Genomic DNA, 25,910 nt, shown 5'->3' on the forward strand with positions numbered 1-25,910 from the left:
AATGGATGGGGTTTTCATCGGCGCACTGGTGCTCTTCACCACGCTGATCCTCGGTTTGGTTCGTGCGGCCCGCGCCCGCCAGCCCCCGAAAACCTGAAACCCTGAAGTCGCGCTACCGCGCTTCGTCGTAAGTCGTTCTCCGCAGCACCTCCGCTCTTCGCTGTCCCTTGCTCTTCGCTGCCCCTCGCTCTTCGCTGTCCCTCGCTCTTCGCAGCACCCCGTTCTTCGCAGTCCCTCGCTCTTCGCAGCACCCCGTTCTTCGCAGTCTCTCGCTCTTTTCCCGCGCCACGCCGGCAAGCGCGCACCGATTCCTCCGATTCCCGCGGCATGCGGCCACGAACGGCCGTCGCCCGTCCGTCTTGTTTACAGGAGCCTCGCCATGTCGCTCGCCGTGGTGCGCAGTCGCGCGCCCGCCTCCGGCCGTGCGCCGGACGTCACCGTCGAAGTCCATCTCGCCAACGGGCTGCCGTCGTTCTCGATCGTCGGCCTGCCCGATCTCGAGGTCCGCGAAAGCCGCGAGCGCGTGCGTGCCGCGCTGCAGAACTGCGGCTTCGAATTCCCCGTGCGCCGCATCACCGTCAACCTCGCGCCGGCCGACCTGCCGAAGGAGTCGGGGCGGTTCGACCTGCCGATCGCGCTCGGCATCCTCGCCGCGAACAGCCAGATCCCGGCCGACGCGCTGGCCGGCCGCGAATTCGCGGGCGAACTGTCGCTGACCGGCGCGCTGCGGCCGATGCGCGGCGCGTTCGCGATGGCGTGCGGGGTCGCGCGGGACTGGCAGGTCGCGGAAAGCGGTGCGGCTTCCGGTTCGGGCAACGGTAATCAACGGGCCGCCCCCGGTCCGGCCGCCGTCGCGTCAAACGCTCCCGAGCTGTACCTGCCGCTCACCAGCGCCGCCGAGGCGGCGCTCGTGCCGGGCGTCACCGTGTTCGGTGCGCCGGACCTGCCCGCGCTGTGCGCCCACCTCGCCGGGGCGCCCGACGCCCGGCTCGCACCGGTCGCGGCGCCATGCCTCGACGGCCTGCCGGTGCCGGCCGCCCCCGATCTCGCCGACGTGGTCGGCCAGCGCGGTGCGCGCCGCGCGCTGGAAGTCGCGGCCGCGGGCGGCCATCACATGCTGATGATCGGGCCGCCGGGCGCCGGCAAGTCGATGCTGGCCGCACGGCTGCCGGGCCTCCTGCCGCCGCTGACCGACGACGAGGCGCTGACGTCGGCGGCGCTCCTCTCCGCGAGCCGCCTCGGCTTTTCACCGGCACAGTGGCGCCGGCGGCCGTTCCGTGCCCCGCATCATTCGTCGAGCGCCGCCGCACTGGTCGGCGGCCGCAACCCGCCGCAACCGGGCGAAATCACGCTCGCCCATCTCGGCGTGCTGTTTCTCGACGAGCTCCCAGAATTCGACCGGCACGTGCTCGAAATGCTGCGCGAGCCGCTGGAAGCCGGCCGCATCACGATCTCGCGCGCGGCGCAGCAGGCCGACTTCCCGGCCGCATGCCAGCTGATCGCCGCGATGAATCCCTGCCCGTGCGGCTGGCACGGCGATCCGTCCGGACGCTGCCGCTGCACGCCGGACGTCGCCGCCCGCTACCTGCGCAAGCTGTCGGGGCCGCTCGTCGATCGCATCGACATCCAGATCGACCTGCCCGCGCTGTCGCCGGCCGAACTCGCGTCGCGCGCGACGGCGCCCGGCGAGCCGAGTGCCGCGGTGGCTGCACGGGTCGCGCACGCGCGTGCGCTGCAGCTCGACCGGCAGGGCAAGACGAATCACATGCTGAGCGGCCGAGAAACCGACGATCTCTGCCGGCCGACCGACGAAGGCGAGCGGTTGCTGCGCGAGGCCGGTGAACGTTTCGGCTGGTCGGCGCGCGCGTATTTCCGTGTGCTGAAGGTCGCACGGACGATCGCCGACCTGGCCGGCGACCCGCTGCCGACGGCCGCGCAGATCGCCGAAGCGATCCGCTACCGGCGCGCGCTCACGGCGCTGTGAGCGTCCTCGGAGGACAAAATCCGGCTGTCAAGACTTGACTTATGCACAATTCCACGAATCCGGCCCCGGATCGGGGCTCGGCGGGACCTTTGCAGCACGGAATCCGTATCTCGTTGTTTTGATTGACTTTTCACAAAACGCAAGCGAGCGACCAAATGGGCCGGAAGGCCGTCCCGCGCGGCTTGGCGGGAAATTCGGGAAACTTTTCAACAAAGTTATCCACATGCGCTGTGGATAGCCGAAAAAACCTCGCAAAATCCGGCGACTAGCGCCGAAAGTTGCGAACGAACTTTCAGTTGTCACGACGTGCCCCGGCGCCCTCGCCGATGCCCTCAGTCGAGCTTGAACGACCCGAAAAACTGGTCGAGCTGCTCCTGGGCAAGCGGCCCGTCGGCAATCACGACGGCCTGGTACGCATGCCGGCCGCGAGCGACAAGCCGAGCGACGATCGTCTTGCGCGCGCGATCGCCGCCGGCGGCCGCGCCCGCGATGCGCAGCTCGAGCCCATTCACCGCGCCGCCGGTCGCAAGCGGCACCGGCACCGCAGCCGTCTGCGGCGCGCCGTCGAGGTTGCGCGACAGCCCGGTGCGCAGGAACTCGAGCGCCGCGCGGCGCGTGTCGTCGCTGTCGTCCGGCAGCGTCAGCGTGCCGACCGCGAACACCGCGCCGTCCACGTGCGCGGCCTGCATCCGCATCGGCATCGACGCGCCGCCGATCGCCACCGGCTGCTGCTCGACGGTCGGCTTCGCCGGCAGGTCGACGGTGTAGCCGGCGTCGTTGTGCAGCGTGCGCCAGTCATACGACGGCGAGCACGCGGTCAGCGCGACGCTCATGCACGCGAGCGCGGCGAAGTGTCGCAGCGGACGAAAAAGGGGGCGCAACGAATCGGTGACTTCCTTCGGCATGGCGTGGAGCGGGCAGGCAAAACGGGCATTATCCGCCGAACGTGAATTCCGGGATGCGTGGCCGCCGTCGGTGCACATCCCGCATTCGCGCTAAAATGAGCGCCGAATTTCGATGTCCTTTGCTTCGATCCGCGTCATCGACCGACTCCGAGAGCTCCAGATGAACACCACGCCTCCCGCCCGGCGCAGCGCCGGACCCGTCCGCTACATCGTCGCCGCCGCCGTCGTCGCGGCGATCGCCGTGGCCGGCTTCTTCGCGTTCAACGGCAAGTCCACCGTGCCGGACGCCACGTTCACGCTGCTGTCGGGCCAGAAGGTCTCGACCGCAGGCGACCTGAAAGGCAAGGTCTACCTCGTGAACTTCTGGGCGACGAGCTGCGCGACCTGCATGCAGGAAATGCCGCAGATGGTCGATACCTATAATCGCTTCAAGGGTCAGGGGCTGGAGTTCGTCGCCGTCGCGATGAACTACGATCCGCCGATGTACGTCGCGAACTATGCGCAGACGCGCCAGCTGCCGTTCAAGGTCGCGCTCGACGACGGCAGCGTCGCGAAGCAGTTCGGCAACGTGCAGCTCACGCCAACGACCTTCGTCGTCGACAAGGACGGCAAGATCCTGAAGCGCTACGTCGGCGCACCGCAGTTCGCGGAACTCGACGCACTGCTCAAGAAGGCACTCGACAGCAACGCGGCCTGAGCGCCTCCCGATCCGGCTCGAAGGGCCGCGCGCCGCGCCCTTCTCCGCACGACGGACCGCACGACCGGGCAACCCGGTTTCGCGGTCCGTTCGCTTTTCAGCGCTCGGTTTCGCCTTTCGCCGACAGCCCGTAGCGTTTCATCTTCTCGTACAGCGTCGCCTTGCCGACATGCAGCCGGTCGGCCGTCGCGGCAACCGCGCCGCCCGTCTGGTTCAGCGCCTCGGCGATCACCGCACGCTCGAATTGCTCGATGCGCTCCTTCAGCGTCTGCTCGTTGTCGGCGTCGCCGCCGTTCGCGCCCGTCTCCTGCGGCATGTCGGCCACGCCGAGCACGAAGCGGTCGGCCGCGTTGCGCAGCTCGCGCACGTTGCCGGGCCAGTCGCGCTGCATCAGGCTCGCGCGCTGCCGGTCGGTCAGCACCGGCGCCGGCCGCGCGTAACGCACGGCCGCATCGAGCATGAAGTGCTCGAACAGCGGCACGATGTCCTCGCGGCGCTCGGCAAGCGGCGGCAGCGCGATCGTCACGACGTTGAGCCGGTACAGCAGGTCGCGCCGGAACGTGCCGGCCGCGACGAGCTCGCTCATGTCGCCCTTCGCGGCCGCGACGACGCGGCAGTTCACGCGGATCGGCTGGTTCGAGCCGAGCCGCTCCAGCACGCCGTCCTGCAGCACGCGCAGCAGCTTCACCTGCAGCGCGAGCGGCATGCTTTCGATTTCATCGAGGAACAAGGTGCCGCCGGATGCGTACTCGAGCTTGCCGACCCGGCGCTTCGCGGCGCCGGTGAACGCGCCGGGCTCGTAGCCGAACATCTCCGATTCGAACATCGGCTCGGGCAGCGCGCCGCAGTTCACCGCGATGAACGGCTTGTCGCGACGCGGCGACAGCTCGTGCAGGCTGCGCGCGATCAGCTCCTTGCCGGCACCCGTGTCGCCGTTGATCAGCACCGACGCGTCGGTCGGCGCGACGTTCGCGATCAGCTTGCGCACCTGCTCGATCGCGGGGCTGCGGCCGATGATGCGCGGCGCGACCACGTTCTGCCCGGCCAGTTCGCGCCGCAGCGCGTGGTTCTCGAGCACGAGCTCGCGCCGCTCGAGCGCACGGCGCACCGTCTCGATCAGGCGCTCGGCCGCGAACGGTTTTTCGATGAAGTCGTACGCGCCGTCGCGCATCGCCTGCACGGCCATCGAGATGTCGCCGTGCCCCGTGACGAGAATCACGGGCACGTCGGGCACGCGCTCGCGGCACTGCGCGAGCACGTCGAGCCCGCTCGCGCCGGGCAGCCGGATGTCGCTGACGATCGCGCCGGCGGTATCCGCGACGATCGCCTTCTCGGCTGCCTCGGCCGACTCGAAGCCGGCGACGTCGAACCCCGCCAGCTGAAGGCTCTGCACGCTTGCCCGGCGAACGAGCGCATCGTCTTCGATATAGATCACTTGCAGGCGGTTGGCCATCGTACTCACTTGCTCCTGACGGGCCGCGCGGCGGCAGCGCGCGCGGCGGCGTTGATACCGATCGTGCACCGATCGGGCGGGCGGCATGGCGCGCCTAGCGCGAGCCCGCCGGCTCGGACACGGAGTCCGGATGATGCGTGCGGGCGCGCCGCAGCGTCAAGACGAACAGCGCGCCGCCCGACGGCGCGTTGCGCGCGGTCAGCGCCCCGCCCGCGTCGCTCGCGATCGACGACGAGATCGCGAGCCCGAGCCCGAGCCCGCGCCCCATTTCCTTGGTCGTGAAGAACGGCTCGAACAGGCGCGGCAGCAGGTCGGGCGCAATGCCGCAGCCGTTGTCGCGCACCTCGATCGCGAGCGTCGCCGCCGACACCCCGATCGTCACCTCGATCGCCGGCGCCGCCACGCCTGCGACCGCGTCGAGCGCGTTGCCGAGCAGGTTGATCAGCACCTGTTCGAGGCGCAGGTCCTCGCAGCGCGCGACGAGCTCGGGATAGTCGCGCGCCAGGTCGAGCGGCGCATCGTGCGCGGGCGATACGGTCGCATCCTGCAACGTCAGCGTGAGCGCGACGCCGCGCAGGCGCTCGTCGAGCAACGACAGCACGCTGCGCAGCGCACGCACGACGAGCGCCTGCTCGTTGCGCGGCTTCGCGCGGCCGACGAACAGCTTCAGCTGGTTCGTGATCTTGCCCATCCGCTCCGTGAGCGCGGCGATCGCCTCGAGGTTCTCGCGCGCGGCCGCCTGCTCGCCGCGATCGAGCAGCACACGCGTGTTGTCCGAGAAACTGCGCAGCGCCGCGAGCGGCTGGTTCAGTTCGTGCGTGATGCCGGCCGCCATCTGGCCAAGCGCGGCGAGCTTGCTCGCCTGGATCAGTTCGTCGTGCGCGGCGCGCAGTTCCTGTTCCGCGCGGATCCGGTCGCCGACCTCCTTCTGCAGTTGCTCGTTCGCTTCCGACAGGTCGGCCGTGCGCTCTTCGACGCGCCGGTTCAACTCCGCGTAAGCCTGCTGCAGCAGCGCGCGGCCGCGAATCATTTCGCGCACGCGCGCGCGGCGCATCCGCCAGTAGAACGCGAGCAGCGCGACCGACACGAAGCCGAAGCCCGTGACGATCGTCGCGTTGCGCGCGTCGGCGTCGACGGGCGCGATCGGTGCCAGCGTGACGAGCAGCCAGTCGGGCTCGCCGATCCGGCGCTTGCTCGCGAGGTAGCGCGGCGCGCGCAGGCCCGCGCCGAGACGCACGATCTCCGCATCGGGGCCCAATACCTGCTCGATGCGCAGCGGCAACGGCGTGACGGGCTGCTGCGCGTACTGGCGCGTCTCGTAGATCGATGCGGCGATGGGCCCCGTCAGCGGCCGCAGCGTGTGGTACTTCCAGGCGGGCACCGACGACAGGAACACGACGCCGTGGTCGTCCGCGACGACGAGCGGCTCGGACGCATCGGCGCCCTGGAACCACTCGAGGTTGAGCTTCACGACGACGACGCCCGCGATCCTGCCGTCGCGCCACACGGGCTGCGAGATGTAGTAGCCGGGATCGCGCGAGATCGTGCCGATCCCGAAGAAGCGGCCGACCTGGCCGTTCATCGCATCGAGGAAATACGGGCGGAAGCGGTATTCGATCCCGACGAAGCTGTCGGGTGCGCGCCAGTTGCTGGCGGCGACACACAGGCCGTCCGCGCCGATCACGTAGGTGACGGTCGCGTGCGCGTGTTCGTTGAGGTCTTCGAGATAGCGGTTGACGCGTGCGGTGTAGTCGGTGCGCTTCGGCTCGGCGAGCAGGTCCTGCACGTACGGATGGCTGCCGAGCAGATAAGGCAGCGATTCGTAGCGGTCGAGCGTGCTCTTGAGCGCGTTGGTGGTGCGGTCGACGCGCACCGCGGCGTTGCGCTGCAACTCTGCGACGCCGCGCCGCCAGGTGATTGTCCACGTCAGCGTGCACGCCGCGGCGAGCGCGGCGGCAAGCACGACGAGAATGAGCAGGCGGCGCGTCACGGTCGAGGCTTCCTGGCGATGCGGATCGCCTATTGTGTCATAGGCCTCCGCCTGCCCGCCCTGGCCGCCGCGGGCCGCACCGCCCGCGGGCGATGCCGCCGCCTGCTCCTTCATGACGTCAGACGCCGGCCGTCTCGGTCGGCGTGACTTCGCCGCCGCCCTTCAGCGCCTGGCGCAGCTTGTTGCGGTCGAGTTCCTTCTCCCATGCCGACACGACGACGGTCGCGACGCCGTTGCCGACGATGTTGGTCAGCGCGCGGCATTCGCTCATGAAGCGGTCGATGCCGAGGATCAGCACCATGCCCGACAGCGGGATCGTCGGCACGACGGCGAGCGTCGCGGCGAGCGTGATGAAGCCCGCGCCGGTGACGCCGCTCGCGCCCTTCGACGTCAGCATCGCGACCGCGAGCAGCGTGAGCTGCTGCATCCACGTCAGTTCGATGTTGGTCGCCTGCGCGATGAACAGCACGGCCATCGTCATGTAGATGTTGGTGCCGTCGAGGTTGAACGAATAGCCGGTCGGCACGACGAGGCCGACGACCGAACGCGAGCAGCCGGCCTTCTCGAGCTTTTCCATCAGCTGCGGCAGCGCGGCTTCCGACGAGCTCGTGCCGAGCACGATCAGCAGCTCTTCCTTGATGTAGGACACGAAGCGGATGATCGAGAAGCCCGTGACGCGGGCGATCGTGCCGAGCACGACGAGCACGAACACGACCGACGTCAGGTAGAACGTGCCGATCAGCTTGAGCAGCGGCACCAGCGAGCCGACGCCGTACTTGCCGATCGTGAACGCCATCGCGCCGAACGCGCCGATCGGTGCCAGCTTCGTGACGATGTGCACGATGCCGAACAGCACGCGCGTGAGCCCGTCGATGAAGTCGGTGACGACCTTGCCGCGCTCGCCGAGGTGCGCGAGCACGCTGCCGAACAGCAGTGCGATCAGCAGGATCTGCAGGATCTCGCCCTGCGCGAACGCATCGACCATCGTGTTCGGGATGATGTGCATCAGGAAGTCGACCGTCGACTGCCCGTGCGCCTTCGCCGCGTACGACGCGACGGCCTTGCCGTCGAGCGTCGCCGGATCGATGTTGAAGCCGACGCCCGGACGCAGGATGTGCGTGGCCGCGAGGCCGAGCACCAGCGCGAAGGTCGACACGATCTCGAAGTACAGGAGTGCCTTGCCGCCGACGCGGCCCACCTTCTTCATGTCCTCCATGCCGGCGATGCCGGTGACGACCGTACAGAAGATGATCGGGCCGATGACCATCTTGATCAGCTTGATGAAGCCGTCGCCGAGCGGCTTCATGTCGGTGGCGATCGACGGGTAGAAATGGCCGAGGATCACGCCGACGATGATGGCGAAGATCACCTGCACATAGAGCACTTTGTAGAAGGGTTTCTTCTTCACGATGGTTCCTGCTGAAGTAGATGAGCCGATGGAAACGGCGTCACGCGCGCGGACGAATGTCAGGGGAAACAAATCGCCCGCGCGGCTGCCGTGCCGCAACAAGCGATGCCTCAGGACGTCCGGAGGGGGAGGAAGGCAGTGGTCATCGATTGTCTCCTTGCTTGCTGTAGTAGTTCGGCCGGGGGGTTGGCCGTGCGCTTTATATCGCAAGGTCGATGCCAGGTTTCCGTAACCCCTCAAACCGTTGTTTTCATTGTATTTCTCATAATGCGGCAGGCAAGGAAATCCGGCTTTCCGGATTTCCGGAAAATATCCGTCCGGGGATTCGGACGGATGCGGGGGTTCCGGTGGAGCCTGAGCGACGGGAGCAAGCGCCTACATTCGCGATTTGCCGAAATGATGTGTCTCGTCAGATAGCGAATCCGACCCTGTTCATGCTCTAGAGGCCATCATGGCAGCAGTGACTTGGCCCCTGGTTCTTGTCTCACTCTTCAAGCAGTTTTATAGACTTGAGGATTTCCATAAAAATTTCGTAGCTCAACCCCTCATCCAGGTCGAAGTCTCCATCTCGACGCACCAGGCAATATTGACTCATTGCCACTGTTTCTTTCGCGTTTCCAATGACCAACCTGATACATCGGTGCCGATTGTCAAATCGCTCGCAGTGGTCACGACTCGATGCGACGTCTCGGCTTTTGTAAAAATCCTCCGCAATCCAACCGCTCCAATTCACCCCCGCGACCTCTGATATATGCGCCACCCCAGATAATCCACACTCTGCCTCTTCCAGTTCGCTTGTTGAGATGACAGATCCATTTGCAATTCGACGCAAGCCACTTCCATTCAACGAATTCAGAACATGATCGAGATCCCGCCTGTAGATGTGTAATGCTGGCAATTTCTCAAGTAGATCTGGGTTTTTCCGGCCACCAACTAAAGAACCAATCAGCATCGTTGCTCCACTTTCCTCTCGATACGAGTTCGCACAAGGACTGACCTCATAATCAACAACGGGAGCAAGGACACTCGGAAGGCTAAGTGACAGACCGCAGTTCTGATAAAAATCGTAACGCTGCATCGGCTCACTGCCCTCCGAGGCGGGGAGCCCCAAAAGGAACAGAAAAATGATTACCGAAAGGCGCGAAAAACATCGCCGCATATCAAGCAAATGCAATTCATTTTTGCGCATTGCCACTCCATGAAACCAATCAATAAGCAACATGAAGCTCAGTCCTCAACCTGTCTCTTTAAGGCCGAACTCAGTGGCATACTTTCCACATCATCAAGAATAAAGTGAATGTATTTAAAGAATTCCTGCCGCTCCTGTAATCCTGTACTTCCGCCGTTCACCGGAGTTGTAATGGCTGACACATTGATGTCGGCCGCACCTAGATCGGCTCGACGATGGATGTTCATCCCACTACGGAGAGCACCTGCATTTGGCGACACCATCACCTTGCTTGCCCAAAAGTATCCAGCCGAATCTGCCGCGACAGACGAATCTATTGACAACCGAGATGGGCTGGGATCTTTCGTGTAATCGACATTACGAAACTCGCCGTAGATTTTATAGCCATTCCGACCAGTAAGATGAATCAGCCCACGTCCCCGAAAGCGGGGGCCATCACCAAGCTGGACATTCCCCAAACTTTGAGCTTTTTCGCGAATTTCCCCAGGTCGCTGCAAGACATAAGTTGGACGATCCCTGCCCCTCAGAAACCCCATAGCCTGCAACCAAGCTCGCTTATTGTCGTAATCCTCACCAGCCTCTATTGGCGTTAAAGCTTCGTACATGGTCCGCAAGTAGCGCTCATCGCCTTTCTCCGCGGTCGATTTAAAAGCACCGCTTTCCTTGTATATTTGCGCCAAGAAATGAGCCTGCCGCAGCGGTGTAATAAATCCATATTTCAACCACATTCGATTTATAGCAATGTGCATGTTTTGTGGCATGAAGCCATCTCCGCTATTACCACACGTCCAGCGATCCCAAGCAACTGACCATGGGATCGCGCCCCCGGCATTCTGAGAGGAACGCCGAGGTAAAGTTTGTGCCAACTCACGTGTACTGCGCCAACTGCAACACTTCAATGCATCAACAAACCTCATCGGATGAAAGTGATAGTGCTCTTTATCAAGAGTCAGGCCGTTCTCCACCGCATCCTCCCAAAACGCTAATGCCTGGTGATGGCGCTTAAGCCTTTCATAGGCCGCATCGCCCAGACAAATCGGGAACAGGATATTGGCGACCGGGCTCTGCCCTTCGACGCCTTTCAGCCAATCCCAGCGCTTGTCGAAATCGTCCCGTGCCCATTCGCTGGGCATCTTGACCACGCAGTAGCTCAAGCGCTCGCGCATTTCGCCTCTCTGCGCTTTAGCGTAGGCGCGAATCAGCCGACCACGATGCTGGGTAGCGGCATCGATGACCGTGGCGGCGCCTTGCGCCACTTCGCTAGAGCCGGGCAAGTCCGGGACGGGAGGCTGCGTTGGGGAGCGGGGCTCGATCAGGTCGAGCAATTGCATCGAGTCGCAGCGGCTGTTTCCGTCGGTATCGTCATCGATAAAGGTCCAGCCTTGCCAGTGGGGAAAGTCGGCGTCGCTGTAGACCTTGACACCCGCGCAGTTGAGGTCGACGAAGGCGGTCGTGCTCGCGCCGACGGCGATCTTGCGAAAGTGCGGCAGGCGGCCTTCGTGCAGGTCGATCGCGGCAGGCGCGTCGGGCCCAAGAATGCGTCCGAAGCGCAGCATCTCGTAGCCGGCGCTGGGGCATCCCGGGTAGGTGCCCACCGCCGTCTTGTAAAGGTTGTAGCCCCCTTGGGCCTCAGATTCGCTACCCTTGCGCTCGCCGCCGATGTCACGCGTGGTCACGGTAATATCACCGCTCGCCTCGCTCAGGGTGACGATCAGGGCTTCCTTGGTTCGTCCGATGGGCTGTACCGTCCACTGCGCCCACACCTCGGCGGTCAGATCATCGGGTAGCGTCGCGGCCGCCGCCCCATAGACCGCGGGTACGCGGATAGTGCGTTGCGCGTCCGTGGGTACAGGGGGCCGCTTCGTGGCTGATGCCATCGCAATTTGGTAAGCGCCGGTGACCTTCGGCCACCACGTGCCGGCCTGCGCCGCTGTCTTGCCATTAAGCGCGAGAATGCGCGCTGGCGTAGTGTGGAAGCGCTGCGCGACGCTTTCGAGCGTATCGTTAGTGACGCCTACCGTGGAATTGAAGGCCCGCACCACATATTTCCGGGTTTCAGTGCGTGGATTGACCGCGTAGAGGGGCGCGCCGGCGGGAACCACGATGTGCATGTCGCCCCAGACACAGTTGCGCCGCCCTTCGGCGACCTCCAGCTTGCCTTCGCTACGCCCCATTAACCGCTCCACGTTCGCTTTGTCTGCGACGATTTCGAAGTGGATACGGTTGGACTTGCCATAAATGTCGCCGGCCTTGCCGATGGGGTCCTTGCGATACACCTTGTCACCGCTCTTCCAGTCCGCCTTCGCCACAGTGCTCAGGTGTTGGTAGATCGAATAGAACACAACCTCGACACCCTCGCCGACTTCAGTCCGGTGCTTGAGGATGACAACACCGTTGCTGGTCCAGCCAGCGTAGTAGTACAGCGGGTTGGCGTCGCGTTCTTCGCCGGTGGGCGTGGCCTTCGGTTTAGGGGTGCTGGGGCGCGCGTACACGATTTCGCCGTCGGCGATAGCGCGCACCGGCTCTGGATTCGCGTCGCCGCCCGGCGCCACCAGATGCACGCCACCGTGCCAGCCGAACTGGTGACTGACGGGAAATGTGCCTTTTCCGCTCTTTTCTCCCAGGCCAACGGTACCTTCATCCTGGGCCTCGTCTGTCTTCGGTTTTGGCGCGCGTAAGAATGGATAGCTGATGAGCATCGGTGGGTTCCTGGAGGTTACTCGGAGAGCGGCAGGTCAGTCGGATCGGTGAGCTCGCCAGACAGCGGGTCGCCGTCGATCCCGACGCGGTTGCCACGACCGACGCTGTCGGCTATCAGCGGACCCTTCAACCGAATCATCATGGTGTCGAAAGTGATACCGCCGTCATCCAGCGTGATCGTGCCGCCGGGGCCGCGCAGGCGGATTACCTCGCCGGCTTGCAACTCAACGACCTTGGTGCGATGCCGAATGGCCTGCCCCGCCTCCAGCTCGGCATGCCCCTGCACGCGCTGCGTCAGATGTCCGCCGATATCCATCGTGTGGTTAGCCGCCGTCTTGTCGCGACGATGGTTGCCGACTTCCTCGGTACGGTCCTTGCCCGTGTGGATCGTGTGGTTGCGACCAATGCTCAGGAAGTCGTCCTGCCCGATGTCGTGGCGGCGGTCCTGGCCGATGGTGACCTGCTCGTCGCGCCCCACGGTCTCTTTGCGATCGTTACCGATGGCGATGGTTTCGTCGTGTTCGACCTGCTCGCTGCGGTCATGCCCGACGAACGTGGTTTCGTCGTGGTTGACGTGGATGTTCTGGTCCTTCTGCGCATGGACGTAGATTTCCTCTTGATCCTTCTCGTCCTCAAAGCGCAGTTCGTTGTAGCCCTCGCCCTTGTGCGTCTGACTTTTGATCGTCATCCGCGTTTTGTGCCGCGGCAGTTCGTACGGCGGCAACTGCAAGCGGTTGTACGCCCGCCCGATGATGAGAGGCTGGTCCGGATCGCCATCCAGGTTGACCACGATCACTTTCTGCCCGATACGCGGGATCGCCATATGTCCCCAAGTCGCGCCCGCCCAGTTCTGCGCGACCTGGATCCAGCACGAGCTGTGCTCGTCGTACTTGCCTTCGCGATCCCACGGGAATTGCACCTTTACCCGGCCGTACGCGTCGGTATAGATCTCCTCGCCTTCGGGGCCGACCACCGTCGCCGGCTGCGGGCCGTCGATGCGCGGGCGCGGCAGCGGCTCGGCGCGCCATTCGGCATCGTCGGGCACCAGCACCGCTTCGTAACGATAGTGCGTGCCTTGTTGCGCGTCGGCGCCCTCCTCCGCCTGGCTGGTGTATTGCACGCCGTGATGGACGATGCTGACCGGACGCCAGCCGCGGTTCATGTCCTCACGCGGGTGGCTGGTGAGGTCGAACGCGACTCCCGGTTGCAGGCGCGCATCGTCACCGTTCACCCGCGCAATGCATGCGTCGCGGCGATGGCCGCGCAAGCGATCCTGCGTAAACGCCTTGCCACTGCCCTCGTGCTTGTAGCGGCCTGGATAGTCGTAGCGCGCGTAGCCGCGGCCCTGGTGATCGAGGCCTGTGCCTTCGCGCGGGTACTCGTGCGGATAGCGTGGACTCTTGAACGTGTAGTCGCGCTGCACCTGACGCGCGGTACGCACGTTCTCCGTATAGGCGAAGGTGCGCAGGCATGGCTGCGGCTGGTCGCCGCCGGGCGTCGGGTTGTAGATCACCGGCTCGCCCTGCTGACGGCCGAAGATAAACAGCCGATCGCAGTGGATCAACCGATGCCCATCGGCCTTGTGCTGGAAAGCGTAGAAGAAGCCTTCCTCGCGCAAGATACATTCGATGAACTCGTAGTCGGTGTCGCCTGCCTGCACGCAATACTCGCGCGCCAGATGCTCGTTGGTGACACGCTGCTCATAGTCCAGCGTTTGATGGTGTGCCTTGAGCACGGCCGTGGCGATTTCGGGCACGCTCAAAGTCTGGAAGATGCGCCAGTCGGAGGACAGCTTCAGACGCGCCAAACGCGGCTCGACCACCGCGGAATAGCGAGTGCGTCGAAAGCCCGTATCACGCTGAACGAACGATGAGATGGCGCCATGCACGTAACGCACCGGCTGCCCGCCCTGCCAAATCGTGAGCAGGCCATTGCGGTCGAGCACCTCGCCAAAGTCGATGGCGGGATTCGCGCTGGCCAATTCAACCTGCAAGAGAAAGGTCTCGGACAGGCCCTCGTGCAGAGTGAACTCGACGACCTCGAATGATTCGTTGCCCGCGGTGAAGGTAAAGCGCAGGTCAGATTGGATAGCCATAGTTAAGCTGCTCGCTGAACGCCCAGCGGCAACGATTAACTATTGCGAGATCCCCGTCTATTGGACGAATCTGAAAATAGCGCTTTCCCCCGACCTGGCCCCCACCATATCCGTGGGTTACCTTGGTCCTATCCGCGACCGAGCCAGACTGCCCCGGCCACCTTGTCGCAAATTCCGCCTCTACTGGCGATTACCTCTGCGCCTCGCCCCAAAAAAGCGAAACTCCGAAAGATCTCGATCCTCGGAGTTTCACTGCCCTCAACCACGAATCAGTGCTGCACGGCCTCGCCCGCCAGCACCCCCGTCTGCGCATAAAACTCCTGCTGCGCGAACGCAGCGCGCTCGCGCCGCGCACGCTCGCCGCGATCCGCGAGCGAGCCGACGACGATCCCGACGAACGCGAGCGGCACCGACACGAGCGCGGGGTTATCGAGGAACACCGCCGCGTGCGCGTGATGCAGCACGTCGACCCACACCGACTTCGACAGCACCGTGAGCGTGACCGCCGACACGAGGCCGAGGCCGCCGCCGAGCACCGCGCCGCGCGTCGTCATCCCGCGCCAGAAGATCGACATCGCGAGCACCGGGAAATTCGCGCTCGCGGCCACCGCCGCGACGAGGCCGACCATGAACGCGACATTCACGTGCTCGAACAGGATCGACAGCCCGATCGCGACCGCCGACAACGCGATCGTCGCCGCGCGCGAGATGCGCATCTCGAGGCGCTCGTCGGGCTTGCCGCGCGCCCACATTTGCGCGTACAGGTCATGCGAGATCGTCGTCGCGCCGGCGAGCGTGAGGCCCGCGACCACCGCAAGGATCGTCGCGAACGTAACCGCCGCGATGAAGCCGTAGAACCAGTTCCCGCCGACCGCCTGCGCGAGCTTCACCGCGACCATGTTCGAGCCGCCGAGCAGGTCGTGCGTCAGGTTGAAGGACCCGTCGGCGCCCAGCTTGAAGAATTCCGGATGCTGCGCGAGGAGCACGATCGCCGAGAAGCCGATCACGAAGGTCAGCAGGTAGAAGTAGCCGATGAAGCCGGTCGCATAGAGCACCGACTTGCGCGCCTCCTTCGCGTTCGGCACCGTGAAGAAGCGCATCAGGATGTGCGGGAAGCCGGCCGTGCCGAACATCAGCGCGATGCCGAGCGACAGCGCGTTGGCGGGATCGCGGATCAGCTTGCCGGGGCCCATGATCGACAGCGCGCCCGGATGCACGGCCACCGCGCGGCGGAACATCTCGTCGACGCTGAAGCCGAATTCGGCGAGCGCGAGCAGGACGAGCAGCGTCGCGCCGCACAGCAGCAGCACGGCCTTGATCACCTGCACCCAGGTGGTCGCGGTCATCCCGCCGAAGAACACGTAGACGACCATCAGCACGCCGACGATCAGCTCGGCCGTGCCGTACGACAGCCCGAACAGCAGCTGGATCAGTTTGCCCGCGCCGACCATCTGCACGACGAGGTACAGCACGACGATGGTCAGCGAATTCGCGGACGTCAGCAGCCGGATCGGCCGCTGTGCGAAGCGGTACGCAACGACGTCGACGAACGTGAACTTGCCGAGATTGCGCAGCGGTTCGGCGATCAGGAACATCACGAACGGCCAGCCGACGAGAAAGCCGATCGAGTAGATGAGCCCGTCGAAGCCGAACATGAACACCATCCCCGACAGCCCGAGGAACGACGCGGCCGACATATAGTCGCCCGCGATCGCGAGCCCGTTCTGCAGCCCGGTGATGCCGCCGCCGGCCGTGTAGAAGTCGCGCGTCGAGCGCGTGCGGCGCGCGGCCCAGCGCGTGAGCGCGAGCGTCGCGAACACGAACGCGAAGAACATCCCGATCGCGACCGGGTTCAGTTCGACCTTGTCGGGCATCGGGCCCGCGACCGATACCGCATGCGCGGCGGAGGACACGAGGGCCGCGGGAACGGCAAGCGCGCGGAGCGCGATCGAGATGCGTCGCATGTCGGCCTCCTTCACGAACGCTGCAGGAGCGCGTCGACGCGGCGGTCGAACGCACGGTTCGCGCGCAGCACGTAACACGCGGTCAGCCCGATCGCGACCAGGATGATCGCGACGCCCGCGGCGATCCCGACCGTCGTCGTCGCGCCGCGATACAGCGGCGCCGCGAGCACGTGCGGCGCGAGCGCGACGAACAGGATGAAGCCGTAGTACGTGGCGATCATCAGTGCCGTCAGCGTGAAGCTGAAACGGCGCCGCGCCCGCACGAGCTGCTGATAGTCGCGGCGCGCCGTGACCGATTCGATGAAGAAAAGCTCCATGGTGTCTCCTGTCGACCAGAGTTAGCGCTTTAGCGCTTACTCTGGTCCCATGCTTCGCGGTCGACCCGAGTTAGCGCTTTAGCGCTTACTCTGGTCCCATGCTTCGCGGTCGACCCGAGTTAGCGCTTTAGCGCTTACTCTGGTCCCATGCTTCGCGGTCGACCTGAGTTGGCGCTTCAGCGCCTACTCAGGCCCCCGCAGGGCAAACCAACTCGTCATTGCGAGGGTGTTGTGTGGAATGGTCGGCGCGCGTCGACTCCCCCGCCCGCGCCGTGGCGGCAAATCGAATTACACGACGCGATCCGCACGCAGCCGCGCGACCTCGTCGGCCGACATCCCGAGCCAGCCGCCGAGCACCGCGTCCGTATCGGCGCCCAGCACCGGCGGCGCGCTGCGCACCGGCAGCCGCGCGCCGTCGAACCGGTACGGCGGCGCCAGCACGTCGACGCCGCCCGCGACCGGATGCGGCTGCCGCGTCACGAGCCCCGCGCTCGTCGCGCGTTCCGACTTCAGCGCTTCGTGCAGCCCGAGCACTTCGCCGCACGGAATGCCCGCGTCGGCCAGCGCCGCGAGCAGAGTCGAGCGCGAACGGCGCGCGAGTTCGCGACGAATCTCGGGCAGCAGGTCGGCGCGGTTCTCCGAGCGGCCGAGGTTGGTCTTGTAGCGTTCGTCCGCGGCGAGGTCGGGCCGCTCGATCGCGTCGCAAAAGCGCGCGAACTGCGTGTTGTTGCCGACCGTGATCACGAGCGGGCCGTCGGCCGCGTCGAACACGCCGTACGGCACGATCGACGGATGCGCGTTGCCGTAGCGCGGCGGGTCCTCGCCCATCAGCAGCGCGTCGAGCCCGTAGTACGCGGTGATCATCAGCCCGCAGTCGAACAGCGCCATCTCGATGCGCCGCCCGCGCCCCGTCGCATGACGTTCGTACAGCGCCGCGAGAATCGCCTGCGCCGAATACATGCCGGTGAACAGGTCGACCGCCGCGACGCCGAACTTCAGCGGCGGCTGGCCGGCTTCGCCGTTCAGCGCCATCAGCCCGGCCTCGCCCTGCACGACGAGGTCGTAGCCGGGCCGCGCGGCCTCGGCGCCCGAGCGGTCGTAGCCGGAGATCGCGCAGTGCACGAGGCGCGGGTTCAGTTCGGCCAGCGCGTCGTAGCCGAGCCCGAGCTTCTCCGCGCCGCCGAACTTGAAGTTGTGAAGCACCACGTCGGCCTGCGCGGCCAGCTCGCGCGCGAGCCGCCGCCCTTCGTCGGTCTGCAGGTCGAGACAGATCGAGCGCTTGCTGCGGTTCACGCTGTTGAAGTAGGTCGTTTCGGTGTCGCCGATCCTCAGGCCCCAGTCGCGCGTATCGTCGCCGCGTGCCGGATGCTCGACCTTGATCACTTCCGCGCCGAAATCGGCGAGCACCATCGCGCACCACGGCCCCGCGAGCACGCGCGAGAAGTCGAGCACTTTCACGCCGGCCAGCGGCAAAACGCGCGATTCGTTCGTCATCCTTGTCTCCTCCATTCGCGTCGTTCGTCTTTACTGTTTCGACAGCGCGATGTAGCGCGCGAGATGGTGATCCTCGTCGCCGAGCTGGTGATCGATCATCACGAGGCGCTTCGCGTAGTGCGACAGCGGCAGCTCCCACGTCATCCCGATCCCGCCGTGCAACTGGATGCTCTCCTCCGCGACGAGCGTGCCGATCCGCCCGATGCTGAATTTCGCCGCGGCCAGCGCGCGTTCGCGCACCACGCGCGGCGCATCGAGCTGCGCGGCCGCGTTGATCACGGCCGAACGCGCCTGCTCGACTTCGAGCAGCAGGTCGGCCATTCGGTGCTGCAGCGCCTGGAAACTGCCGATCGGCAAACCGAACTGCTTGCGTGTGCGCAGGTACTCGAGCGTGTGCTCCTTCGCGACGTCCATCGCGCCGAGCGCTTCCGCCGACAGCGCGAGCAGCCCGTAGCCGAGCACGCGTTCGAGCAACTCGGCGCCCGCTTCGCCGTCGTGCGCGCCGAGCGCCGCATCGGCCGGCAGCACGACGCGCTCGAAGCGCACTTCGGCCGCGCGGCCGCCGTCGATCTTCCGGTAGTCGCGCAGCGACACGCCCGGCGCGTCGGCCGGCACGACGAACAGGCCGATGCCGGCCGCGTCGTCGTCCTGCCCGGACACGCGCGCGCTGACGACGAAGAACGCCGCCTGCGCGGCCTGGTCGACGACGCCCTTCGCGCCCGTGAGCACCCAGCCGTCGCCCGAGCGTTCGGCGCGCGTGCGCACGGTCGTCAGTTCGTAGTGCGAGCCCGGCTCGTCGTGCGCGAACGCGGCGCTCGCGCTGCCGTCGATCAGCGCGGCAAGCCTGTCGCGATGCGCGTCGCCGCCGGCGAGCGACAGCGCGCGGCCCGCGAGCAGCGCGCCGAGGAACGGCTCGACGACGAGCCCGCGCCCGAGGCATTCGAACACCACGGCGATGTCGAAGCCCGCGCCGCCGAAACCGCCGTCGGCTTCCGCGAACAGCGCGCCGACCGTGCCGAGTTCGGCAAAGCGCTGCCACATCGCGCGATCGAAGCCCTCGGCCGACTGCGCGATGCGGTCTCGCACCGGGAACGCATACTGTTCGGCGATGAAGCGGTTCAACGTGTCCGCCAGCATCCGGCGGTCTTCTGTGTGCTGGAAATCCATCGTCGCGCTCCTCGTTACAGCCCGAGCATCATCTTCGCGATGATGTTCTTCTGGATCTCGTTCGAGCCGCCGAAGATCGACAGCTTCCGGTTGTTGAAATACTGCTGCGCGGCGCTCGCCGCTTCGTCCGGGCCGACCGGCTCGCCGTCGTAGTCGGCATCGAGCGCCTCCTCGACGAACGGCTGCGCGTACGGCCCCATCGCACGCCGCATCAGCGCGGTGATCTCCTGGCGGATCTGCGTGCCGCGGATCTTCAGCATCGAGCTTTCTGCGCCCGGCACCCCGCCGCCCGCGACCGCCGCCAGCACGCGCAGGTTGGTCGTGTGCATGTTCTCGAGTTCGATCTCGACGCGCGCGATGCGCGCCGCGAAGAACGGGTCGTCGGCGAGCGGCCGGCCGTTCTTCGTGACCTTCGCGGCAACCGCGCGCAGCCGGTCGAGCGCGGCCGTCGAAAAACCGATTCCCGCGATGTTGGTGCGCTCGTACGTGAGCAGGTATTTCGCGTAGGTCCAGCCGCGGTTCTCTTCGCCGACGAGGTTCTCCGCCGGCACGCGCACGTCGGTGAAGAACACCTCGTTTACTTCGTGCTCGCCGTCGAGCGTGATGATCGGGCGGACCTCGACGCCCGGCGTGTTCATGTCGATCAGCAGGAAGCTGATGCCTTCCTGCTTGCGCACGTCGGTCGCGGTGCGCACGAGGCAGAAGATCATGTTCGCGTAGTGGCCGAGCGTGGTCCACGTCTTCTGGCCGTTCACGATGTAGTGCTCGCCCTGCGCGTCGAGCCCGCGCACCGCGCTCGTCTTCACCGACGCGAGATCGGAGCCGGCGCCCGGCTCCGAATAGCCCTGGCACCACCAGTCGGTGCCGTCGAGAATGCGCGGCAGCCAGCGGCGCTTCTGCGCTTCGTCGCCGTACTTGATCAGCACGGGGCCGAGCATGTTCACGCCGAACGGCACGATGCGCGGCGCACCCGCGAGCGCGCATTCGTTGTCGAACAGGAACTTCTGCGCGACGCTCCAGCCGGGGCCGCCGTACTCGCGCGGCCAGTGGCTCGCGAGCCAGCCGCGCGCGTTGAGTATCGCGTGCCATTCGCGCATGTCGTCGCGCGTGAGATGCAGGCCGCCCTTCACCTTGCGCGCGATGCGCCCAGGCAGTTCGGCTTGCAGGAAGCGCTGCACTTCCGTGCGGAAGGCTTCCTCTTCGGGAGTGAAATTGAGGTCCATCGTCAGTCCGTGGCGAATGCGGTTGGCGTTCAGTCGAGGCGGTTCAGGCTCGCGAAATCCGCGCCGCGCGCGACGAGATCGACGAGCAGCGGCGACGGCTTCCAGAACAGCGGATCTTCCTTCGCGAACGCGCGGATATCGGCGAGCACGTTCGCGAGGCCGACCGTGTCCGCGTAATGCATCGGGCCGCCGCGATAACGCGGGAAGCCGTAGCCGTACAGGAACACCGCGTCGACGTCGAGCGGGCGCAGCGCGATCTTCTCGTGCACGACGTTCGCGCCTTCGTTGATCATCGCCGCGAGGTAGCGGCGCATGATCTCGTCGTGGGTAAACGTGCGCGGCGCGATGCCCTTCTTCGCGCGCTCTTGCGCGACGATCGCCTCGACTTCCGGGTCCGGCGTGCCGACGCGCGCGCCGTCCGGATACAGGTAGTAGCCGCGCGCCGTCTTCTGCCCGAACCAGCCGCGCTCGCACAGCCGGTCGGAAATCTCCACGTAGCGCGCGCGCGGGTCGCGCGTCGCCGCGCGGCGCTTGCGGGTCGCCCAGCCGATGTCGCCGCCGGCGAGGTCGACGACCTGGAACGGCCCCATCGGGAAGCCGAATTCGCGCACCGCGCGATCGATCTGGTACGGTGACGCGCCGTCTTCCATCAGGTAGTCGGCCGCCGTGCGATAGACGGCGAGGATCCGGTTGCCGATGAAGCCATCGCACACGCCGGCGCGCACCGGCGTCTTCTTCAACTGCTTCGCGAGCGCGAACGCGGTCGCGACCACTTCGGCGCTCACGCGCGCCGGCACGACGATCTCGAGCAGCTTCATCACGTTGGCCGGCGAGAAGAAATGCAGGCCGATCACGTCGGCCGGCCGGTCGATGCTCGCGGCGATCTCGTCGATGTCCAGATACGACGTGTTGGTCGCGAGCACCGCACCCGGCTTGCACGCGCGCGCGAGTTCGGCGAACACGGCCTTTTTCACGGCCATGTCCTCGAACACGGCCTCGATCACGACGTCGGCCTGGGCGAGCGCGTCGTACGACGTGCTGCCCTTGAAACGCGCGAGCCGCGCGGCGTGCGCGGCCGGTGTCATCCGCCCTTTCGCGACGAGGCCGTCGTACACCTTCTCGACGTGCGCGCGGCCGCGCGCGAGCGACGCTTCGTCGCGTTCGATCATCGTCACCGGCAGCCCGGCATCGAGCGCCGCGACCGCGATGCCCGCGCCCATCGTGCCGCCGCCTACCACGCCGATCCGCTCGACCGGCCGCGCGCTCGCGCGACGCGCCTCAGGCACCTTCGCCGCTTCACGCTCCGCGAAAAAGGCGTGCACGAGGCCCGCGCGCTGCGGGCTGTCGATGCACTGCAGGAACAGGCTGCGTTCGAGCTTCATCCCCGCGTCGAACGACTGCGTGAGCGCGGCCTCGACCGCGTCGACGATCTTCGCGGGCGAGAAAAGGCCACGCGACTTCTTCGGCAGATCGGCCCGTGCCGCGTCGATCGCGGCCTGCGCGGCCGCACGGTCGGCCAGCCCCTGCGCGTCGCGCGTGCGGCGCACCGGTGCGCCGAGCGACACGAGTTCCTGCGCGTAGGCGAGGCCTTCGGCGAGCGTGTCGTCGCTGTGTGCGACGCGGTCGACGAGGCCGAGCGCGAGCGCTTCGTCCGCGCTCGCGTGGCGGCCCGTCAGCATCAGGTCGAGCGCGGCCTTCGCGCCGATCAGGCGCGGCGCGCGCTGCGTACCGCCCGCGCCGGGCAGCAGGCCGAGCGTGACTTCGGGCAGCCCGAGCTTCGCGCCGGGCACCGCGAGCCGGTAATGCGCGGCGAGCGCGACTTCGAGGCCGCCGCCGAGCGTCGCGCCGTGCAGCGCGACCACGACCGGCTTCGCGCTGGACTCGATCCGCTCGCACACGTCGGGCAGCGACGGCGGCACGGGCGGCTTGCCGAATTCGCGGATATCGGCGCCCGCGATGAAGTTGCGGCCGGCGCCGACGATCAGCACCGCGCGGATCGCGTCGTCGGCCTGCGCGGCGTCGAGCGCGTCGGCGAGGCCGCGCCGCACGTCGGCGGACAGCGCGTTGACGGGCGCATGGTCGATCGTGACGACGAGCACCTTGTCGCGCCGCTCGCGCGTGACGGTGCCGGCCGGGCCGGTGGGGGAAGCAGGTGAGTTCATCGTGTCTCCTTGACGCGGCGGCAGGCGCGTCGACGCCGGTTCGTAGCTCGCGGCCACGCGAGCGGCGCCGGGGCGCCTGCCCCGGTCCCGCACGAAGCGGGACAAGATCCGGCCGTACGCCGGGCATGACCCGATTCTCGATTGATCGAGATTCATTGACAATTCCCTCCCGCTTTTACAAGCTGTCAAGTCTGACTTGACACTGAATGCTTTCCGACCGTTAAACGGGACGGATCAGGAGACGCGACGCATGGACCTGAACGCGCTGACGCTGCTCGTCGAGATCCTCGACGCCGGCAATCTCAGCAAGGCCGCGCAGCGGCTCAAGATGAGCCGCGCGAACGTCAGCTACCGGCTGAACCAGCTCGAGCGCTCGATCGGCCAGCAGCTCGTGCGGCGCACGACGCGGCGCATCGAGCCGACCGAAATCGGGCTGAAGCTGTACGAGCACGGGCGGCGCATCCGCAACGAACTGCTCGCCGCGCAGGAATCGGTGACGACGCTCGGCCAGGACCTGCAGGGCCGCGTGCGGCTGTCGGTGCCGAGCGGCTACGGGCAGATGGTGATGTCCGACTGGCTGCTCGCGTTCAAGCGGCTGCATCCGGGCATCGTGCTCGACGTCGTGTTCGAGAACCGCGTGGAAGACCTGATGCGCGACGAAATCGACATCGCCGTGCGCGTGATGCCCGAGCCGCCGCAGAACCTCGTCGCGCGCGACATGGGCGCGGTGCGCTACGTCGCGTGCGCATCGGCCGCGTTCGCGGCCGAGCACGGGATGCCGGCGAGCCTCGGCGCGTTGTCGGCCTCCCCCGTCGTCACCGCGACGGTGATGGGCCGGCAGCTCAGGATCGCCGCGTATCTCGGCGACGAGCGCCACGAGGTGCTGCTCGAGCCCACGCTGATTTCGGAGAACTTCCTGTTCCTGCGGCAGGCGATCCTCGGCGGGATCGGCGTCGGCATCGTGCCCGACTACGTGGTGCAGGACGACATCCGGCGCGGCACGGTCGTCACGTCGCTCGACGCGTACCGGCTCAGCATCTTCGGCACGCACATGTACATGCTCTACATGCCGAACCGGCACCACACGCGCGCGACGTCGACGTTCATAGAGTTCATCCTCGAACAGGCCGGAAAGACCGGCCGGGGCGGGCCCGGCGCGATGCGTCAGGGTTTCCTGTCGGGTGACAACCCGCCGGCCGCGCGGCGACAATAGCGCGCCGGGGCGGGCAGCCGCGTTGCGCCGGCATCGTCGCCTCCTTCGAATTCACTGCTGCCGAGGGTTCAATGTTCGACCGGATTCGTCCGCATTCGCGCTCCTGGACGCTGCTCGCCGCCGTCGCGCTCGTCGCGTTCAACGCCGGCTGCACGTCCCCGTCCACGCCGCCGTCGGGCGCGGTGGTGCCCGTCGCCGCCGCATCGGGTGCCGCCGTGCCGCTGCCCGGCGTCCATGCGCCCGAGCTGTCGTCCGGCTGGACCGACAAGCCGGGCTGGACCTCTCAGCACTTCATGATCGCGGCCGCGAATCCGCTCGCGACGCAGGCCGGCTACGACATGCTGAAGGCGGGCGGCACCGCGATCGACGCGGCGATCGCCACGCAGATGGTGCTCGCGCTCGTCGAGCCGCAATCGTCGGGAATCGGCGGCGGCGCGTTCCTGCTGTACTTCGACGGCAAGGCGACGCAGGCGTACGACGGCCGCGAAACCGCGCCGGCCGCCGCGACCGACCGCCTGTTCTACGGGCCGACCGGCCAGCCGATGAGCTTCTACGAAGGTGTCGTCGGCGGGCGCTCGGTCGGCACGCCGGGCGTGCTGCGCATGCTCGACGCCGCGCACCGTGCGCACGGCAAGCTGCCGTGGCGCCGGCTGTTCCAGCCCGCGATCCGGCTCGCCGAGCGCGGCTTCACGATCAGCCCGCGGCTCGCGACGCTGATCGCGAACGACAAGTACCTGAAGAACGACCCGGCCGCGCGCGCGTACTTCTACAACCCGGACGGCACGCCGAAGGCGGCCGGCACGGTGCTGAAGAACCCGGCGCTCGCGACCGTGCTGCGACAAGTCGCCGACCGCGGCGCGAACGCGTTCTACAGCGGCGCGATCGCGCGCGACATCGTCACGAAGGTGCGCAGGCACCCGACCAACCCGGGCCTGCTGTCGCTCCAGGATCTCGCGCGCTACAAGGCGAAGGTGCGCGCGCCGCTGTGCGCGGATTACCGGCGCTCGGTGGTGTGCGGGATGCCGCCGCCGTCGTCGGGCGGCCTCGCGATCGCGCAGATGCTCGGCATCCTCGAAGCGATGCCCGACTGGCAGCAGATCGGCGCGCAGAAGCCGGTGCGCAACGACGTTGGCTACGAGCCGACGCCGTTCGCCGCACACCTGTTCAGCGAAGCCGGGCGGCTCGCGTATGCGGACCGCGCGCGCTATGTCGCCGATCCCGATTTCGTGCCGCTGCCGGGCGGCAGCTGGGCGAGCCTCACCGACAAGACCTATCTCGCGCAGCGCGCGCACCTGATCGGCGACAGCAGCATGGGCGTCGCGCAGGCCGGCACGCCGCAGGGCGCGACGCTCGCGATGGCCGACGACCGCAGCCCCGAGTTGCCGTCGACCTCCGACATCGCGATCGTCGACCGCTACGGCCAGGCGCTGTCGATGACGACGAGCATCGAGGATGCGTTCGGTTCGCGGCTGATGGTGCGCGGCTTCATGCTGAACAACCAGCTCACCGATTTCTCGTTCGTGTCGAACGACAACGGCCGGCCGGTCGCGAACCGCGTGCAGCCCGGCAAGCGGCCGCGCTCGGCGATGTCGCCGGAGCTCGTGTTCGACAAGAAGACGAAGCAGGTGACGATGATCGTCGGCTCGGCCGGCGGCCCCGCGATCATCAATCACGTCGCGAAGACGCTGGTCGGCGTGCTCGACTGGGGGATGACGATGCAGCAGGCGATCGCGCTGCCGAACTTCGGGTCGATGAACGGGCCGACGCAACTCGAACGCGGCCGCGTGTCCGATGCGCTCGCCGACGGGCTGAAGGGCCGCGGGCACGACGTGCGGGTGGTCGAGATGAACTCGGGGCTGCAGGGAATCCAGCGGCTGAACGTGCAGGGGCAGACGGTGTGGTTCGGCGGGGCGGATCCGCGGCGGGAAGGGATCGCGATGGGAGAGTGA

17 protein-coding genes are annotated in these 25,910 nt (G+C 66.7%); 4 read left to right on the forward strand and 13 right to left on the reverse strand.

The window, feature by feature from the left end; all coding sequences use genetic code 11:
- Window positions 1-379 precede the first annotated feature (379 nt).
- Window positions 380-1,984, forward strand: coding sequence for a YifB family Mg chelatase-like AAA ATPase (locus ACTJLD_RS39865; protein WP_440661577.1), 1,605 nt, complete (start codon window positions 380-382; stop codon window positions 1,982-1,984).
- A 332-nt stretch (window positions 1,985-2,316) separates the two neighbouring features.
- On the opposite strand, the gene ACTJLD_RS39870 is transcribed toward ACTJLD_RS39865, so the two are convergent.
- Complete coding sequence (locus ACTJLD_RS39870; RefSeq protein ID WP_440661579.1) at window positions 2,317-2,889, reverse strand: hypothetical protein; 573 nt, start codon at window positions 2,887-2,889, stop codon at window positions 2,317-2,319.
- Window positions 2,890-3,049: 160 nt separating this feature from the next.
- Between ACTJLD_RS39870 and ACTJLD_RS39875 the strand changes: the two genes are divergently transcribed.
- Window positions 3,050-3,586 (forward strand): TlpA disulfide reductase family protein, encoded by a 537-nt coding sequence (locus ACTJLD_RS39875; protein WP_027789046.1) that lies wholly within the window; start codon window positions 3,050-3,052, stop codon window positions 3,584-3,586.
- Window positions 3,587-3,683: 97 nt separating this feature from the next.
- On the opposite strand, the gene ACTJLD_RS39880 is transcribed toward ACTJLD_RS39875, so the two are convergent.
- The 12 genes from ACTJLD_RS39880 to ACTJLD_RS39935 form a co-directional block, all read right to left on the reverse strand.
- Window positions 3,684-5,039: a sigma-54-dependent transcriptional regulator gene (locus ACTJLD_RS39880; RefSeq protein WP_027789045.1), complete on the reverse strand. Its 1,356-nt coding sequence runs from the start codon at window positions 5,037-5,039 to the stop codon at window positions 3,684-3,686.
- Window positions 5,040-5,133: 94 nt separating this feature from the next.
- Window positions 5,134-7,143 carry a sensor histidine kinase gene (locus ACTJLD_RS39885; RefSeq protein ID WP_440661582.1) on the reverse strand — a complete coding sequence of 670 codons (2,010 nt, stop codon included), beginning with the start codon at window positions 7,141-7,143 and terminating at the stop codon, window positions 5,134-5,136.
- A 4-nt stretch (window positions 7,144-7,147) separates the two neighbouring features.
- The gene (locus ACTJLD_RS39890; protein WP_059489813.1) at window positions 7,148-8,437 is read right to left on the reverse strand and encodes a dicarboxylate/amino acid:cation symporter; all 1,290 of its coding nucleotides are present in this window, start codon (window positions 8,435-8,437) and stop codon (window positions 7,148-7,150) included.
- Window positions 8,438-8,921: 484 nt separating this feature from the next.
- Entirely contained in the window at window positions 8,922-9,659 is a 738-nt protein-coding gene (locus ACTJLD_RS39895) for a hypothetical protein (protein WP_440661583.1), read from the reverse strand.
- 5 nt (window positions 9,660-9,664) lie between these two features.
- A complete protein-coding gene (locus ACTJLD_RS39900; RefSeq protein WP_440661584.1) occupies window positions 9,665-12,325 on the reverse strand; it encodes a peptidoglycan DD-metalloendopeptidase family protein in 2,661 nt (886 codons plus the stop codon).
- Window positions 12,326-12,342: 17 nt separating this feature from the next.
- Window positions 12,343-14,421 carry a type VI secretion system Vgr family protein gene (locus ACTJLD_RS39905; RefSeq protein WP_440661585.1) on the reverse strand — a complete coding sequence of 693 codons (2,079 nt, stop codon included), beginning with the start codon at window positions 14,419-14,421 and terminating at the stop codon, window positions 12,343-12,345.
- 269 nt (window positions 14,422-14,690) lie between these two features.
- Window positions 14,691-16,385 (reverse strand): cation acetate symporter, encoded by a 1,695-nt coding sequence (locus ACTJLD_RS39910; protein ID WP_226157225.1) that lies wholly within the window; start codon window positions 16,383-16,385, stop codon window positions 14,691-14,693.
- Between the two features lie 11 nt (window positions 16,386-16,396).
- Complete coding sequence (locus ACTJLD_RS39915; RefSeq protein WP_333978657.1) at window positions 16,397-16,702, reverse strand: DUF485 domain-containing protein; 306 nt, start codon at window positions 16,700-16,702, stop codon at window positions 16,397-16,399.
- Window positions 16,703-16,990: 288 nt separating this feature from the next.
- The gene (locus ACTJLD_RS39920; protein ID WP_440661587.1) at window positions 16,991-18,196 is read right to left on the reverse strand and encodes a CaiB/BaiF CoA transferase family protein; all 1,206 of its coding nucleotides are present in this window, start codon (window positions 18,194-18,196) and stop codon (window positions 16,991-16,993) included.
- Between the two features lie 30 nt (window positions 18,197-18,226).
- A complete protein-coding gene (locus tag ACTJLD_RS39925) occupies window positions 18,227-19,363 on the reverse strand; it encodes an acyl-CoA dehydrogenase family protein (RefSeq protein ID WP_091923773.1) in 1,137 nt (378 codons plus the stop codon).
- Window positions 19,364-19,377: 14 nt separating this feature from the next.
- Entirely contained in the window at window positions 19,378-20,586 is a 1,209-nt protein-coding gene (locus tag ACTJLD_RS39930; protein ID WP_440661589.1) for an acyl-CoA dehydrogenase family protein, read from the reverse strand.
- Window positions 20,587-20,615: 29 nt separating this feature from the next.
- Window positions 20,616-22,748 carry a 3-hydroxyacyl-CoA dehydrogenase NAD-binding domain-containing protein gene (locus ACTJLD_RS39935; protein ID WP_060318561.1) on the reverse strand — a complete coding sequence of 711 codons (2,133 nt, stop codon included), beginning with the start codon at window positions 22,746-22,748 and terminating at the stop codon, window positions 20,616-20,618.
- Between the two features lie 250 nt (window positions 22,749-22,998).
- Between ACTJLD_RS39935 and ACTJLD_RS39940 the strand changes: the two genes are divergently transcribed.
- Together ACTJLD_RS39940 and ggt are read left to right on the forward strand one after the other, a co-directional pair.
- Window positions 22,999-23,961 carry a LysR family transcriptional regulator gene (locus ACTJLD_RS39940; RefSeq protein WP_021157042.1) on the forward strand — a complete coding sequence of 321 codons (963 nt, stop codon included), beginning with the start codon at window positions 22,999-23,001 and terminating at the stop codon, window positions 23,959-23,961.
- A gap of 71 nt (window positions 23,962-24,032) precedes the next feature.
- Window positions 24,033-25,910: a gamma-glutamyltransferase gene (ggt, locus tag ACTJLD_RS39945; protein ID WP_049098519.1), complete on the forward strand. Its 1,878-nt coding sequence runs from the start codon at window positions 24,033-24,035 to the stop codon at window positions 25,908-25,910.

Origin of the sequence: Burkholderia sp. 22088 (assembly GCF_052045915.1) — a bacterium.
Lineage (GTDB): Bacteria > Pseudomonadota > Gammaproteobacteria > Burkholderiales > Burkholderiaceae > Burkholderia > Burkholderia cepacia.